Annotated in this window: 21 protein-coding genes; all 21 read right to left on the bottom strand. The window is 60.6% G+C overall.

Annotated features, from left to right (window positions below; translation table 11 throughout):
* Positions 1-76: 76 nt before the first annotated feature.
* The 21 genes from K3724_RS01320 to K3724_RS01220 all read right to left on the bottom strand — a co-directional run bounded on the left by K3724_RS01320 (position 77) and on the right by K3724_RS01220 (position 12,665).
* Entirely contained in the window at positions 77-1,093 is a 1,017-nt protein-coding gene (locus K3724_RS01320) for a DNA-directed RNA polymerase subunit alpha (protein WP_259989342.1), read from the bottom strand.
* A 112-nt stretch (positions 1,094-1,205) separates the two neighbouring features.
* Entirely contained in the window at positions 1,206-1,595 is a 390-nt protein-coding gene (gene rpsK / locus K3724_RS01315; RefSeq protein ID WP_259989340.1) for a 30S ribosomal protein S11, read from the bottom strand.
* Positions 1,596-1,610: 15 nt separating this feature from the next.
* Positions 1,611-1,979, bottom strand: coding sequence for a 30S ribosomal protein S13 (gene rpsM / locus K3724_RS01310; RefSeq protein WP_129372208.1), 369 nt, complete (start codon positions 1,977-1,979; stop codon positions 1,611-1,613).
* A gap of 270 nt (positions 1,980-2,249) precedes the next feature.
* Positions 2,250-2,897: an adenylate kinase gene (locus tag K3724_RS01305; protein ID WP_259989337.1), complete on the bottom strand. Its 648-nt coding sequence runs from the start codon at positions 2,895-2,897 to the stop codon at positions 2,250-2,252.
* Positions 2,894-4,258 carry a preprotein translocase subunit SecY gene (secY, locus tag K3724_RS01300; RefSeq protein ID WP_259989335.1) on the bottom strand — a complete coding sequence of 455 codons (1,365 nt, stop codon included), beginning with the start codon at positions 4,256-4,258 and terminating at the stop codon, positions 2,894-2,896. The genes K3724_RS01305 and secY overlap by 4 nt, the downstream gene beginning before the upstream one ends.
* Positions 4,259-4,369: 111 nt before the next feature.
* Positions 4,370-4,840, bottom strand: coding sequence for a 50S ribosomal protein L15 (rplO, locus tag K3724_RS01295; RefSeq protein WP_129372211.1), 471 nt, complete (start codon positions 4,838-4,840; stop codon positions 4,370-4,372).
* Between the two features lie 536 nt (positions 4,841-5,376).
* Positions 5,377-5,589, bottom strand: coding sequence for a DUF1127 domain-containing protein (locus tag K3724_RS01290; protein ID WP_259989332.1), 213 nt, complete (start codon positions 5,587-5,589; stop codon positions 5,377-5,379).
* Between the two features lie 265 nt (positions 5,590-5,854).
* On the bottom strand, positions 5,855-6,067 hold the full coding sequence (locus K3724_RS01285) for a DUF1127 domain-containing protein (RefSeq protein ID WP_259989330.1): 213 nt from the start codon (positions 6,065-6,067) through the stop codon (positions 5,855-5,857).
* Positions 6,068-6,313: 246 nt separating this feature from the next.
* A complete protein-coding gene (gene rpmD, locus K3724_RS01280) occupies positions 6,314-6,502 on the bottom strand; it encodes a 50S ribosomal protein L30 (RefSeq protein ID WP_129372214.1) in 189 nt (62 codons plus the stop codon).
* A gap of 13 nt (positions 6,503-6,515) precedes the next feature.
* The gene (rpsE, locus tag K3724_RS01275; RefSeq protein ID WP_129372215.1) at positions 6,516-7,085 is read right to left on the bottom strand and encodes a 30S ribosomal protein S5; all 570 of its coding nucleotides are present in this window, start codon (positions 7,083-7,085) and stop codon (positions 6,516-6,518) included.
* Between the two features lie 129 nt (positions 7,086-7,214).
* Positions 7,215-7,574, bottom strand: coding sequence for a 50S ribosomal protein L18 (gene rplR, locus K3724_RS01270; protein ID WP_027257354.1), 360 nt, complete (start codon positions 7,572-7,574; stop codon positions 7,215-7,217).
* Positions 7,575-7,585: 11 nt separating this feature from the next.
* Positions 7,586-8,119 carry a 50S ribosomal protein L6 gene (gene rplF, locus K3724_RS01265; RefSeq protein WP_129372216.1) on the bottom strand — a complete coding sequence of 178 codons (534 nt, stop codon included), beginning with the start codon at positions 8,117-8,119 and terminating at the stop codon, positions 7,586-7,588.
* 12 nt (positions 8,120-8,131) lie between these two features.
* Positions 8,132-8,524 carry a 30S ribosomal protein S8 gene (gene rpsH, locus K3724_RS01260; RefSeq protein WP_024088550.1) on the bottom strand — a complete coding sequence of 131 codons (393 nt, stop codon included), beginning with the start codon at positions 8,522-8,524 and terminating at the stop codon, positions 8,132-8,134.
* A gap of 13 nt (positions 8,525-8,537) precedes the next feature.
* Positions 8,538-8,843, bottom strand: a complete 306-nt coding sequence (gene rpsN, locus K3724_RS01255) for a 30S ribosomal protein S14 (protein ID WP_129372217.1) — start codon at positions 8,841-8,843, stop codon at positions 8,538-8,540.
* 20 nt (positions 8,844-8,863) lie between these two features.
* Positions 8,864-9,427 carry a 50S ribosomal protein L5 gene (rplE, locus tag K3724_RS01250; RefSeq protein WP_259989323.1) on the bottom strand — a complete coding sequence of 188 codons (564 nt, stop codon included), beginning with the start codon at positions 9,425-9,427 and terminating at the stop codon, positions 8,864-8,866.
* Positions 9,427-9,732 carry a 50S ribosomal protein L24 gene (gene rplX / locus K3724_RS01245; RefSeq protein ID WP_027257351.1) on the bottom strand — a complete coding sequence of 102 codons (306 nt, stop codon included), beginning with the start codon at positions 9,730-9,732 and terminating at the stop codon, positions 9,427-9,429. Before rplX ends, rplE begins: the two co-directional genes overlap by 1 nt.
* Positions 9,733-9,734: 2 nt before the next feature.
* Positions 9,735-10,103 carry a 50S ribosomal protein L14 gene (gene rplN, locus K3724_RS01240; RefSeq protein WP_027257350.1) on the bottom strand — a complete coding sequence of 123 codons (369 nt, stop codon included), beginning with the start codon at positions 10,101-10,103 and terminating at the stop codon, positions 9,735-9,737.
* A gap of 99 nt (positions 10,104-10,202) precedes the next feature.
* Entirely contained in the window at positions 10,203-10,433 is a 231-nt protein-coding gene (rpsQ, locus tag K3724_RS01235) for a 30S ribosomal protein S17 (RefSeq protein WP_024088546.1), read from the bottom strand.
* 11 nt (positions 10,434-10,444) lie between these two features.
* Positions 10,445-10,645 carry a 50S ribosomal protein L29 gene (gene rpmC / locus K3724_RS01230; RefSeq protein WP_024088545.1) on the bottom strand — a complete coding sequence of 67 codons (201 nt, stop codon included), beginning with the start codon at positions 10,643-10,645 and terminating at the stop codon, positions 10,445-10,447.
* Between the two features lie 223 nt (positions 10,646-10,868).
* Complete coding sequence (locus K3724_RS01225) at positions 10,869-11,912, bottom strand: succinylglutamate desuccinylase/aspartoacylase family protein (protein WP_259989318.1); 1,044 nt, start codon at positions 11,910-11,912, stop codon at positions 10,869-10,871.
* 132 nt (positions 11,913-12,044) lie between these two features.
* Positions 12,045-12,665 (bottom strand): TIGR02466 family protein, encoded by a 621-nt coding sequence (locus tag K3724_RS01220; RefSeq protein ID WP_259989316.1) that lies wholly within the window; start codon positions 12,663-12,665, stop codon positions 12,045-12,047.
* Positions 12,666-12,733 lie beyond the last annotated feature (68 nt).

Raw genomic sequence — 12,733 nt, 5'->3', positions numbered from 1 at the left:
CGGATGCCCGTGTCTTCCCCGGCCAAACCCGGGAATGGTTTGGGGAGGGCCAGTGCCCTCCCCTCAAAGACGCGCTTTAGAAGCTGTCTTCGAATTTCTTGGCCAGATCTTCGATGTTGTCCGGCGGCCAGTCCTCGACGTCCATGCCAAGGTGCAGGCCCATGCCCGACAGCACTTCTTTGATCTCGTTCAGCGACTTGCGGCCGAAGTTCGGCGTGCGCAGCATTTCTGCTTCGGTCTTCTGGATGAGATCGCCGATATAGACGATGTTGTCGTTCTTCAGGCAGTTTGCAGACCGCACAGACAGTTCCAGCTCGTCCACTTTCTTGAGCAGAAGCGGGTTGAACTCGAGACCATCGTCCTCGTCCTGACGGTTTGCCGATTCCGGCTCGTCGAAGTTGACGAAGATCGACAGCTGGTCCTGCAGAATGCGGGCGGCATAGGCGACGGCATCGTCAGGCGTGATGGAGCCGTCGGTTTCCACCTTCATGGTCAGCTTGTCATAGTCCAGCACTTGGCCCTCACGGGTCGGCTGAACGTCATAGGAGACCTTCTTGACCGGCGAATAGATCGCGTCGATCGGGATCAGGCCGATCGGTGCGTCTTCCGGCTTGTTTTTCTCTGCCGAAACATAGCCTTTGCCGGTGTTCACGGTCAGTTCCATGAACAGGTCGGCGCCGTCGTCCAAGTGGCAGATGACGTGATCGCGGTTCAGAACCTCAATACCGGCGGTCTCAGCGATGTCGCCAGCGGTGACAACGGCCGGGCCCTTGGCATTGACCGAAAGGCGCTTGGGGCCTTCGACTTCCATGCGCAGGGACACGCCCTTGAGGTTCAGGATGATGTCGGTGACGTCTTCGCGCACACCGGCAACCGACGAAAACTCGTGCAGCACGTTGTCGATCTGCACGCTGGTGATGGCCGCGCCTTGCAGCGAGCTCATCAGGACGCGGCGCAGCGCGTTGCCCAGGGTCAGGCCGAAACCGCGTTCCAGCGGCTCTGCGACGACAGTTGCCTGGCGTGCAGGATCGTTACCCGGCTTCACTTCCAGCTGTGCCGGCTTGATCAGCTCTGCCCAGTTCTTATGGATCATGCGTTCCCTCCATTCCTGTCCTTGCCCCATGTCCGAAAGGCCAAGGACGCCCGAGGTTTAAATGACGCACTGGGGCCCTGCGAATCAAGCGGGGCCCCAGCAAAAATTCGAATTAGACGCGACGGCGCTTCGGCGGGCGGCAGCCGTTGTGCGCGATCGGGGTCACATCACGGATCGAAGTGATGTTGAAACCGACGGCAGCCAGTGCGCGCAGAGCCGATTCACGGCCAGAGCCGGGGCCCTGAACTTCGACTTCCAGCGTCTTCACACCGTGATCCTGGGCTTTCTTGCCCGCATCCTCGGCAGCCATCTGGGCCGCGTAAGGCGTGGATTTCCGCGAGCCTTTGAAGCCCATGGTGCCGGCCGACGACCAAGCGATCGCATTGCCCTGCACGTCGGAGATCAGGATTTTGGTGTTGTTGAACGACGAGTTCACATGCGCAACACCAGTTGCGATGTTCTTGCGCTCTTTCTTCTTAACGCGTGTCTTCTCACGTGCCATTGGTCAAACCCTCCCTTACTTCTTCTTACCAGCGATGGCCTTTGCGGGGCCTTTGCGGGTGCGAGCGTTGGTGTGGGTACGCTGACCGCGGACCGGCAGGTTGCGGCGGTGGCGCAGGCCACGGTAGCAGCCAAGATCCATCAGACGTTTGATGTTCATCTGAGTTTCACGGCGCAGGTCGCCTTCGACGGTGAAGTTGGCGTCGATGTGCTCGCGCACGGCCAGGACTTCTGCGTCGCTGAGTTCGTTCACACGGCGGGTCGCGTCGATGCCTACGGCTTCGCAGATCGCTTTGGCCGAGGTGTTACCGATACCGGTGATATAGGTGAGGGCGATGGGAACCCGCTTTGCAGTCGGGATGTTAACGCCGGCAATACGTGCCACGTGTCACTTTCCTTTTCGTTGCGGTTCCGTAGCGCCGGAACCTTTTTTCACAACACTTGACCGTGGCAGTGTGGCCAGAGGGTCCAGCATTTCGAGGTGATAAAGCAGGCAAACGAATCTGCCCGCCGGGAATCATTCCCAGAAGGGATGTGGGTAACTAGGGGCTGGGATATGGGCCGTCAAGCCCTAAAGAATAAGCCCCGCCGGACCGGCAGGGCTTGGCTATTCCGGCCAGCAGCCGAGCTGCCGCCGCGCGCCCTTCGGCAGGCGTTATGCGCCCATGATCCAGGCCATGTTCTTGCGGACTTCTGCAATCGAGGCGAGACCGTCCAGACGTTGGAGATTGCCCTTGGCGTAGAAGTAGCCGATCAGCGGCGAGGTCTTCTTGTAATACTCCATCAGGCGGGTCTTGAGGCTATCCTCATTGTCGTCCGCCCGGCGGGTCGCATCCGTGCTGCCGCAGTTGGCGCATTTGCCGTCCGCCGGCCAGGGCTTGGTCTGGTCATGATAGACCTCGCCGCAGCCGCCGCAGGTGGAGCGGCCGGTGATGCGCGCGACCAGCGCGTCGTCATCGACCTGCATCTCGATCACAGCGTCAAGCTTCAGGCCCATTTCGTCCAGCAGCTTGGCCAGCGCATCGGCCTGGGCCAGGGTGCGCGGGAAGCCATCGAAGATGAAACCGCCCTCGGCGCCCTCGCGCAGCTTCTCGCGGATCAGGCCAATGACAATCTGGTCGGTGACCAGCTTGCCCTCGGCCATGATGGCAGCAACCTTCTTGCCCATTTCGGTTCCGGAGGTCTGGGCCTCGCGCAGCATGTCGCCGGTGCTGAGTTGCACCATGCCGCGGGATTCAACCAGGTAACGCGCCTGCGTACCTTTGCCCGCCCCCGGCGGGCCAAGAAGGATAATGTTGCTCATCGGCGAGAAGGTCCCCGTTTTGTCCGTTTCTTGTTGCGCCCGCGCAGCTGGCTTTTCTCGATAAGCCCCTCATACTGATGCGCGAGGAGGTGGCTTTGCACCTGCTGAATGGTGTCCATGGTGACGGATACCACAATCAGAACGGACGTGCCGCCAAAATAGACGGGGATGGCGAATTGGCCGCGGAGGACCTCGGGCAGCAGGCAGACCAGCGCCAGGTAGCCGGAGCCGAGAACCAGGATACGATTGACCACATACTCGATATATTCTGCGGTTTTCTTACCGGGACGGATGCCAGGAACAAAGCCGTTCTGGTTCTTCAGGTTGTTCGCCACATCATCCGGCTTGAAGGAGACGTTGAAGGTGTAGAAATAGGCAAAGAACACGATCATCGCGATAAAGAACAACAGATACAGCGGCTGGCCGGGGCCAAAGTTCGCCAAGAGCCAGGACATCACCGGACCGGTTGCCGCGCCTGAGGAGAACGCCGAGATGGTGGTCGGCAGCAGCAGCAGCGACGAGGCGAAGATCGCCGGGATCACGCCCGCCGGGTTCACCTTGACCGGCAGATGCGAGGAGCCGCCGTCATAGACCTTCATGCCGACCTGGCGGCGCGGGTACTGGATGTGGATCTTGCGCAGGGCGCGTTCCATGAACACCACGAACATGATCACGCCGATCACCATCAGGATCACACCGATGATCACGGCGGGGCTGATCGCGCCGGAACGGCCGGAGGCAAAGAACTGCGCGATTGCGGCAGGGACCTCGGCGATGATGCCGACAAAGATGATCAGCGAAATGCCGTTGCCGATGCCGCGCTGGGTGATCTGCTCGCCCAGCCACATCAGGAACATGGTGCCGCCCACCAGGGTGATCATGCAGGCCATGCGGAAATACATGCCCGGATCGGTCGCCAGGTCACCCGATTCCAGCGACACAGCCAGCCCATAGGCCTGCGCAGTCGCCAGCGCCACGGTGCCATAGCGGGTGTACTGGTTGATCTTCTTGCGGCCCTGCTCGCCCTCTTTCTTGAGCTGCTCAAGCGAGGGCACCATCGAAGTCAGGAGCTGAACGATAATGGAGGCGGAGATATAGGGCATGATGCCGAGGGCAAAAATCCCCATCCGGCCAAGCGCGCCGCCGGTGAACATCGACACCATGCCGCCGATGCCCTGGCCCGCCTGCTCCATGAACTGGCGCAGGGCGCCAGAATCGATGCCCGGAACCGGAATGAACGTGCCCAGGCGATAGACAATCAAAAGGCCGATGGTGAACAGGATCCGGTTGCGCAGATCCGTGGCCTTGCCCAGGGCAGCCCAGCTGGTGTTCGCCGCCATTTGTTCTGCTGCTGATACCATGAAAAGGTCTCTTCTTTAGCGAAACGCCGCCCGGAACCGTTTTCCGGCTCGGGCGGCGTTCTAGGAAAACTCGAAGACTATGTAAGCGGCATTGGCGCCGCTCACAAGCCGTTACTCTGCGGCGGCTGCAGTTGCCACAGTCAGAGCGCCGCCAGCTTTTGCAACAGCGTCAACGGCAGCTGCCGATGCACCGGTCACAGTGATGGTGGCTTTGGCGGTGATTTCACCTTTGGCCAGGACACGGACGCCATCCAGCTTGCGGCGTACCAGACCCGATGCGATCATCGAATCTTCGGTGATATCCGCGGCGTCCAGCTTGCCCAGGTCGATGAATTTCTGGATCAGACCCAGGTTCACAACGGCGTATGCCTTGCGGTTCGGCTTGTTGAAGCCGCGCTTGGGCAGACGCTGGTACAAGGGCATCTGACCGCCTTCGTAACCGTTGATCGACACACCCGAACGGGATTTCTGGCCTTTGATACCACGGCCGCCCATTTTACCCTTGCCAGAGCCGGGGCCACGGGCAACGCGCATGCGTTTTTTGGTTGCGCCAGGATTGTCGCTGAGTTCGTGAAGTTTCATGTCGCTTCTCCTTGCCGGATGTGGCCCCCGAAGCGAGACGGGCCAACCGCGGCGTTTCTTGATTGGTGATTCCATGGCGCAGAACGCCACCGGGTGCCTATAGACCCGATGCGGGACGGGATCAAGCCCCGCAGCCCCGCCAAACATGCGGAGCACGCAGGTCCCGCCGCCAAGGCCCCTGCCCTGCCGGTTCCTCTCTTGCTGCCTCTGGTGCTGTCCGGTCCGTCTAGGCCCCTCCGTTAAAGGGTGGCGGCGCCGCCGGGGTGGAGATGGGATGGGGTTTCCCCCATGCGAATACGCGTATCGCCCGCTCCGGGTGCCAGACCGGAGCCCTGTTCCAGGTGCCGGGCGTGTCAGGCCCGGCGGGTGATCATGAACGGGTGCGATCCTCTCAGAGCGTAGTTAAATCCGCGTGGGCGAGGCGTATGTTGCCGACGCAACACCCCGGCAAACAAAAACGCCCCCGCCGGGATGGCAGGGGCGCTTTCGGGCCGGTCCTTCGGAGAGGGAGGAGGATCCGGAGCCGGCCGGGGAGGTTACTTGCCGTAAACGTGTTCGCGCGCGACGCCGGGGATGGCGCAACGGGTCAGGCCGATGTCAGCCAGGTCGCGGGCGGACATCGCGCGCAGGGCGTTGACGGTTGCCTTGTAATCGCGGCGCAGCTTCCAGTTCTGCAGCAGCCCGGCGGCAAAGCCTGCGAAACGGGCCGAGATCCCGGCGGAGGGTGCGGAAAGAGTTGAATATGCCATTGTTCTTGTTCCTTCGCTGCGCTGCCGGAGCGTGCCTCCGGCGCGTTGCTTGATCTGTTCGTCTGAAGTGAACGGGACATAAGGACGGCCAGGACCGGGAACAACGGACGCTTTGGTCTGGCAGCTATGCAGCGCCCGCATAGCACGATCGCGTGAGGTCTCTTGAAGCCTTGCCAAAAGAAAACGCTCCCGCCCGGACAGGGCAGGAGCGCTTTGGCCCGGACACGAAGGAGGAGGAGAGAAGCGTCCGGGAAGGCGGGAATTCTTAGCCGTAGACGTGCTGGCGCGCCAGGTCGGCGATATCGTCGCGGCGCACACCGATGTCCGAAAGCTCATGATCGCTCAACGCGTCCAGTTCATTGTAGGTGCGCTGGAATTCGCGGGCTTTGACCCAGGAATCGGCCAGGCCTTCCACGGCGGAACGGATGCGGGCGGTGAGGCTGTGGGTGCCGTGTGCGGTGCTGATAACATGTGCCATCTTAACAATCCTTATCTCTGATACCGGGCATATTCCCGATGGTCTGTGTTTGGTCATTTGCTGTGACCCCGAGATAGGAGTGCCACGCGATTCCAACAACTGACACAACCGGCAAGCCGCTATGCAAGCATTGCAAGGGGCCTTTCCCGCAGGTTAACGCCCTGCCCCGGCCCTGCTCTGTCCCAAAACGAAAAACGCCCCCGGTTTCCCGGAGGCGTTTTCCAAAGTCTGAAACCGAAAAGGGGCTTAGCCGCGCTCTTCGATGATCTGAACCATATGCGAGATCGAGTTGACCATGCCGCGGACCGAAGGGGTATCCTCCAGCTCACGGGTTTTGTGCATCTTGTTCAGGCCCAGGCCAATCAGGGTTGCGCGCTGTTTGGCAGGACGGCGGATCGGCGAGCCGATCTGCTTGATCACGATGGTTTTTGCCATGTTTCTCTACTCCTTACGCTTCAGCTTCGGCAGCTGCCGGTGCTTCATCCCGCTTGGGCAGGATGTCAGCGACCTTTTTGCCGCGGCGCTGAGCCACCGAACGCGGGCTCTGCTCTTTGGACAGGCCGTTCAGGGTGGCGCGGATCATGTTGTAGGGGTTCTGCGAACCGATCGACTTCGAAACAACGTCTTTGACGCCAAGCATTTCGAAGACAGCACGCATCGGACCACCTGCGATGATACCGGTACCTTCAGGCGCGGTACGCATCACAACTTTGCCTGCGCCGTGACGGCCGGCCATGTCGTGGTGCAGGGTGCGGCCCTCTTTCAGCGGCACACGGACCATCTGGCGCTTGGCCTGTTCGGTCGCCTTGCGGATCGCTTCGGGCACTTCTTTTGCTTTACCCTTGCCAAAGCCGACGCGGCCTTTCTGGTCGCCAACAACAACCAGGGCAGCGAAGCCAAAGCGCTTACCGCCTTTTACGGTTTTGGACACGCGGTTGATCGCGACCAGGCGATCTGCGAATTCCGGTGTCTCGTCACGGTCGCGGCGGTTGCCACGGCGGTTATCACGTTCTGCCATCAGGCATTCCTTTTAAGAGAGGCGCACTGCACAAAGCACGGGCGCCTGTTGTTCCAATCCTGGTGACACCCGGGCAAAGCCCGGGGTCCCGGATCATCGGGGCGGTCCCGAAAGACCGCCCGCAATAGATTAGATCTTCAGGCCGCCTTCACGCGCAGCGTCGGCCAGAGCCTTCACCTTGCCGTGAAACAGGAAGCCGCCGCGATCGAAGTAGGCTTCGCTGACTCCGGCCGCTTTTGCGCGTTCGGCGATCAGAGCACCAACTTTGGTCGCTGCTTCGACGTTGTTTTTGCCAACTACGCCGAGATCTTTTTCCAGGGTCGAAGCGGAGGCCACGGTCACGCCGCGCAGGTCGTCGATCAATTGAACAGAGATGTTCTTGTTCGAACGGTGCACAGAAAGACGCGGACGGCCTGCGTTCACTTTGCGAAGCTTGTTCCGGACGCGCAGCCGGCGCTTCAGAAACAGGGTACGTTTGCTGTTTGCCATTTTGCTGGTCCTTACTTCTTCTTGCCTTCCTTGCGGAAGATGAATTCGCCCTTGTAGCGGATGCCTTTGCCTTTGTAGGGCTCGGGACGGCGCCATTCGCGGATTTTCGCCGCGACTTCGCCCACCTGCTGCTGGTCGATACCTTCCACAACGATTTCGGTCTGCTTCGGTGCGGTGATGGTGACGCCATCAGGTGCAGTGAAGTCGACATCGTGGCTGTAGCCCAGGTTCAGCTTCAGGGTATTGCCCTGCATCTGAGCCCGGTAACCCACACCCTGGATCTCCAGTTCTTTCTTGAAGCCCTGGGTCACGCCGGTCACAAGGTTGGCCACCTGAGTGCGGGACATGCCCCACTGCTGACGGGCACGCTTGGACTTGCCGCGCGGCTCGATGGTGACAACATTGTCGTTGACCGACAGGGTGACATCGTCGGTGGCAGTGAAGGTGCGGGCGCCTTTCGGGCCTTTCACTTCGATGGTCTGGCCGGACACGGCAGCGGACACGCCGCTGGGCAGTTCGACCGGTTTTTTACCAATACGGGACATCTGCGAGCCTCCTTAGAAGACGGTGCAGAGCACTTCGCCGCCAACGTTGGCTGCGCGTGCGCTTGCGTCCGACATCACACCCTGGGGGGTGGAGACAATCGACACGCCCAGGCCCTGACGGACCGACGGGATGTCATTGACGCCCATGTAAACGCGGCGGCCGGGCTTGGAGACCCGCTTAAGCTCGCGAATAACAGGTTCGCCGTCGAAGTACTTCAGGCTGATTTCGATGGCCGGGTGGCCATTGGCACCAGTCATCTTCTCATAACCGCGGATGTAGCCCTCGTCTGCCAGCACGTCCAGCACCCAGGCCCGCAGCTTGGAAGCCGGGGTCAGGACGGTGGATTTGCCGCGCATCTGAGAGTTACGGATACGGGTGAGCATATCGCCGATAGGATCGTTCATATCTGTCTCTCCCTTACCAGCTCGATTTCACCATGCCGGGGATCTGACCAGCAGAACCCAGCTCGCGCAGCGCAATACGGCTGACCTTCAGCTTACGGTAGTAAGCGTGGGGACGGCCGGTGAGCTGGCAGCGGTTGTGAAGACGGGTTGCCGACGAGTTGCGCGGCAGTTTCGCCAGTTTCAGACGCGCTGTGAAACGCTCTTCCATCGGGCGGCTTTCGTCAGTCGCGATTTCTTTCAGCTCGGCGCGCTTTGCGGCGTATTTTGCCACCAGGCGCTCGCGCTTCTTCTCGCGTTCGATCATGCTTTTCTTAGCCATGGTCTCTATCCTTCCCCCGCTTAGCTGTTGAAGGGCATGTTGAAAGCTTTCAACAGCGCCTTTGCTTCCGCGTCGGTGTTCGCGGTGGTGGCGATCACGATGTCCATGCCCCAGTTTTCATCGATCTTATCAAAATCGATTTCCGGGAACACGAGATGCTCTTTCAAGCCCATGGCATAGTTGCCACGGCCGTCGAAAGAGGTGCCCGAAACACCGCGGAAGTCGCGGATACGGGGCATCGCAATGGTGATCAGACGGTCGAGGAATTCGTACATCCGGTCACCGCGCAGGGTCACCTTGGCGCCCATCGGCATGCCTTCGCGAACGCGGAAGCCGGCGATGGAGTTCTTTGCCACGGTGGTCAGAGCTTTCTGGCCCGCGATGAGGGTCAGATCGGCCTGGGCGGATTTGGCTTTCTTGCTGTCTTTGACAGCAGCGCGGCCGCAGCCGATGTTCAGAACGATTTTCTCCAGCTTCGGGAGCATCATGTCGTTCTTGTAGCCGAACTCTTCTTTCAGGGCGCCACGGATGGTGTCCTTGTACAGAGCTTTCAGGCGCGGGGTGTAGGTTGCAGCGTCAAGCATCAGACAGTCTCCCCGGTGGTCTTGGCGAAGCGCACCTTCTTGCCGTCTTCCTCGCGGAAGCCGACACGGGTTGCTTTGCCGTTGCTGTCCAGCAGCGCCAGGTTCGACAGGTCGATCGGCAGTGCTTTGGGCAGACGGCCGCCCTGTTCGTTTTGCGACTGGCGGGTATGGCGGATGGCCATGTTCACGCCGTCGACGATGGCTTTGCCGGCTTTCGGGTCAACGGAGGCGATTGCGCCTTCTTTGCCTTTGTCTTTGCCGGACAGCACGACGACCTTGTCGCCTTTGCGGAGTTTAGCAGCCATGATTACAGCACCTCCGGAGCAAGCGAGATGATCTTCATGAAGTTTTTCGCGCGCAGTTCACGAACAACCGGGCCAAAGATCCGGGTACCGACCGGCTCATTGTTGGTGTTCAGGATAACGGCTGCGTTCCGGTCGAACCGGATTGCAGTGCCGTCTTCGCGGCGGACTTCTTTGGCGGTGCGTACGACAACGGCCTTACGGACGTCGCCTTTTTTCACGCGGCCGCGCGGGATGGCTTCCTTGACCGAAACGACAATGATGTCGCCTACGGATGCGTATTTACGCTTGGAGCCACCCAGAACCTTGATGCACTGAACTCGGCGGGCGCCGGAGTTGTCAGCAACATCCAGATTTGTTTGCATCTGGATCATGTGGTTTCTCCCGACCTATGGGGCGCCGATGCGTGGCGTGATCCCCCAGGGTTTCGACTGACTGTTAAGTCTAGCCGCCAGGAGTCTCGGATGAGACTCTTAGGCTTCCAGAACTTCCCAGCGTTTCGTTTTCGATTTCGGCGCGCATTCGATGATGCGTACAGAGTCGCCGACCTTGAAAGCGTTCTTTTCATCGTGAGCCCGGTATTTCTTGGACTTACGGATGGTTTTCTTCAGAACCGGATGCGTGAAGCGGCGTTCAACCGAGACAGTTACGGTCTGGGCGTTGGCATCGCTGGTCACGGTGCCAGTGAGAATACGTTTGGGCATCGTGTCGCTCCTTATTCAGCTGCTGCAGCAGCTTTTTCGTTCAGGATGGTCTTCACTTTGGCAGCATTGCGGCGGGCCGCTTTGATGCCTGCAGTGTTTTCCAGCTGACCGGTCGCCTGCTGAAAGCGCAGGTTGAAGCTCTCTTTTTTCAGGGATGCGAGGGCATCGCGGAGTTCATCCACGGTTTTGTCGCGCAGATCATTGGCGTTCATCGCCTTTGTTCCTTGTCCAAAGCACCAGAAGGCCCCGATGGGTAACCTTTGACCTGGTGGGTTATGTCAACCGCGCCAAAGACGCGGCAAAAAAGAATCACCCGGCCCAAATCCAACGCGGATAAGGGACAGGCGATGGGTCCCTATAGAGGAGACCGGGTGCAGGGGCAAGGGAAAGATCCCGGCTCCGCCGCAAGCCCGCCCGCCCTGCAGCGGAGCCGGTTCAGATGATCTCATCCTCGTCGAACATTGCCGCGTCCTCTAGCTGCGCATGCAGGCTCTCGATGCGGCTTTCAGCCTCCACCGGCGTCGCCACCCTGGCAATGTGGAACAGGGCGTCACCCTCATTCACGATCGGCATGTTGGCACGGCCGATGATGAGGCCCGCCTGGCCTGCCTGCAGCTCTTCTTCGTGTTCGCCAAAGGGATCGGAAACAACCCCCAGCACATCGCCCTCCTCGACCATTTCACCGGTGGTCTTGTAGGTCCGCAGCAACCCGCCGGCGGGCGCGCGCTCCCAGCTGCTGCTGCCCGCCCGGACCGGCACCACTTCGGCGAGCGGCACGCCATCCTCGGGGATCATGTCCAGCGCGTGCATCACCCGCAGGATGCCGGCAACCCCCACACGCGCAGACTGCTCGTCGAACCGCAACCCCTCGCCGGCCTCATACAGCAGGACATCGACCCCGCGCGCCTGCGCCTCCTTGCGCAGGGAACCGTCGCGCAACCCGGAGCGGATCACCACCGGCGCGCCAAAGGCATCGGCATAGGCCAGCGTCTCCTGGGCCTTCGGCGACACCCGGATCTGCGGCATATTGGTGCGGTGGATGGCGGCAGAATGCAGGTCGATGCCCAGATCGCAGCGGTCCACCACTTCGGTCATGAACAGATGCGCCAGGCGGCTGGCCAGCGAACCGCCCTCGCTGCCGGGAAAACAGCGGTTCAGGTCGCGCCGGTCCGGCAGGTAACGGGAATGGTTCAAAAACCCGAAGGTGTTGACAATCGGCACCACGATCAGGGTGCCCTTAAGACGTGAGAACTTGCGGCTGCGCAGCAGGCGGCGGGCGATTTCCACCCCGATCACCTCATCGCCGTGAATGGCAGCCGAAACAAACAGCGCCGGCCCGTCCGCGGCCCCGTGGATCACATGGGCGGACATGGTGACCGGCGTGTGGTCCGACAGCACGCTCACCGGCAGGTCCACCGTGCGGCGGGTGCCGGGCGCAATGCGGAAGCCGCCGATTTCAAAGTCAGGACGGGGAGCCATGGCAAAGCCTTTCAAAGAGATGCTCTCAACAGGCTTAGCAAGTTTTCCGCATTACGCAATCGCGCCGGTCCAGGCCAGCGCTCCGCCCGTTCGCAGGCGAAACACGCCCCGGAGCGTTTCAGGGAAGCCTGCTTACTCCCACTTATAGTTGAAGCTGACCGAGATCCGCTCTTCTTCGGCCATGTTCAATGGCACCTCATGACGGATGAAGCTTTCCCATAGCAGCACATCCCCCACGCCGGGCGCCTGATAGACAAAGGTTTTCAGTTCCTGGCGGCAATCCTTCACGCGCGGCGGATGCGCCATCATCATCGCATGCCGCGGGTCCTCCAGCTTCAGCGCCGAGGCGCCCTCGGGCATCGACACATAGGTGGTGCCGGAAATCACCGAATGCGGGTGAATGTGGCTGGCATGGGTGCCACCCTCGGGCAGGATATTGATCCACAGATCCTCCAGCACCAGCGCGCGCCCGTCCAGATCCAGCTCCAGATCCCTGGCAAATGCCGCAACATGCAGATCCAGCGATTTCACCAGATCGGCAAAGACCGGGAACCGCCAGGGCAGATCGGTGAGCGAGGCATAGGAGGTATAGCCGGGATAGCCGTTCTCCTCGCACCAGTCCTGCCCGGCATCGTCATCACCGGCGATGACAAGACAGGAGTTTTCCATTTCCTGCGCGTCAATCGATGGTCCGTGTTCGGACAATTGTGCGCGGTAGAGGCGGGTCACAAAAAGCGATTCAATCTGGGCCATAGCGCCGTCTTAGCGCAGTGCCCCTGCCTTGGCGAGATGCTTCCTGCAGCTTCTTTCTGGGTGCAAAT

This window comes from Leisingera sp. M658, assembly GCF_025144145.1.
Classification (GTDB): Bacteria; Pseudomonadota; Alphaproteobacteria; order Rhodobacterales; family Rhodobacteraceae; genus Leisingera.
This window is presented reverse-complemented; position numbering and strand designations above follow the sequence as displayed.

What these genes read in the sequence shown, in the direction of transcription:
- K3724_RS01320 (WP_259989342.1), bottom strand. Translation starts at nt 1,093, where the DNA reads ATGATCCATAAGAACTGGGCAGAGCTGATCAAGCCGGCACAGCTGGAA.
- rpsK (WP_259989340.1), bottom strand. Translation starts at nt 1,595, where the DNA reads ATGGCACGTGAGAAGACACGCGTTAAGAAGAAAGAGCGCAAGAACATC.
- K3724_RS01305 (WP_259989337.1), bottom strand. Translation starts at nt 2,897, where the DNA reads ATGAGCAACATTATCCTTCTTGGCCCGCCGGGGGCGGGCAAAGGTACG.
- secY (WP_259989335.1), bottom strand. Translation starts at nt 4,258, where the DNA reads ATGGTATCAGCAGCAGAACAAATGGCGGCGAACACCAGCTGGGCTGCC.
- rplO (WP_129372211.1), bottom strand. Translation starts at nt 4,840, where the DNA reads ATGAAACTTCACGAACTCAGCGACAATCCTGGCGCAACCAAAAAACGC.
- K3724_RS01290 (WP_259989332.1), bottom strand. Translation starts at nt 5,589, where the DNA reads ATGGCATATTCAACTCTTTCCGCACCCTCCGCCGGGATCTCGGCCCGT.
- K3724_RS01285 (WP_259989330.1), bottom strand. Translation starts at nt 6,067, where the DNA reads ATGGCACATGTTATCAGCACCGCACACGGCACCCACAGCCTCACCGCC.
- rpmD (WP_129372214.1), bottom strand. Translation starts at nt 6,502, where the DNA reads ATGGCAAAAACCATCGTGATCAAGCAGATCGGCTCGCCGATCCGCCGT.
- rpsE (WP_129372215.1), bottom strand. Translation starts at nt 7,085, where the DNA reads ATGGCAGAACGTGATAACCGCCGTGGCAACCGCCGCGACCGTGACGAG.
- rplR (WP_027257354.1), bottom strand. Translation starts at nt 7,574, where the DNA reads ATGGCAAACAGCAAACGTACCCTGTTTCTGAAGCGCCGGCTGCGCGTC.
- rplF (WP_129372216.1), bottom strand. Translation starts at nt 8,119, where the DNA reads ATGTCCCGTATTGGTAAAAAACCGGTCGAACTGCCCAGCGGCGTGTCC.
- rpsH (WP_024088550.1), bottom strand. Translation starts at nt 8,524, where the DNA reads ATGAACGATCCTATCGGCGATATGCTCACCCGTATCCGTAACTCTCAG.
- rpsN (WP_129372217.1), bottom strand. Translation starts at nt 8,843, where the DNA reads ATGGCTAAGAAAAGCATGATCGAACGCGAGAAGAAGCGCGAGCGCCTG.
- rplE (WP_259989323.1), bottom strand. Translation starts at nt 9,427, where the DNA reads ATGCTTGACGCTGCAACCTACACCCCGCGCCTGAAAGCTCTGTACAAG.
- rplX (WP_027257351.1), bottom strand. Translation starts at nt 9,732, where the DNA reads ATGGCTGCTAAACTCCGCAAAGGCGACAAGGTCGTCGTGCTGTCCGGC.
- rplN (WP_027257350.1), bottom strand. Translation starts at nt 10,103, where the DNA reads ATGATCCAGATGCAAACAAATCTGGATGTTGCTGACAACTCCGGCGCC.
- rpsQ (WP_024088546.1), bottom strand. Translation starts at nt 10,433, where the DNA reads ATGCCCAAACGTATTCTCACTGGCACCGTGACCAGCGATGCCAACGCC.
- rpmC (WP_024088545.1), bottom strand. Translation starts at nt 10,645, where the DNA reads ATGAACGCCAATGATCTGCGCGACAAAACCGTGGATGAACTCCGCGAT.
- K3724_RS01225 (WP_259989318.1), bottom strand. Translation starts at nt 11,912, where the DNA reads ATGGCTCCCCGTCCTGACTTTGAAATCGGCGGCTTCCGCATTGCGCCC.
- K3724_RS01220 (WP_259989316.1), bottom strand. Translation starts at nt 12,665, where the DNA reads ATGGCCCAGATTGAATCGCTTTTTGTGACCCGCCTCTACCGCGCACAA.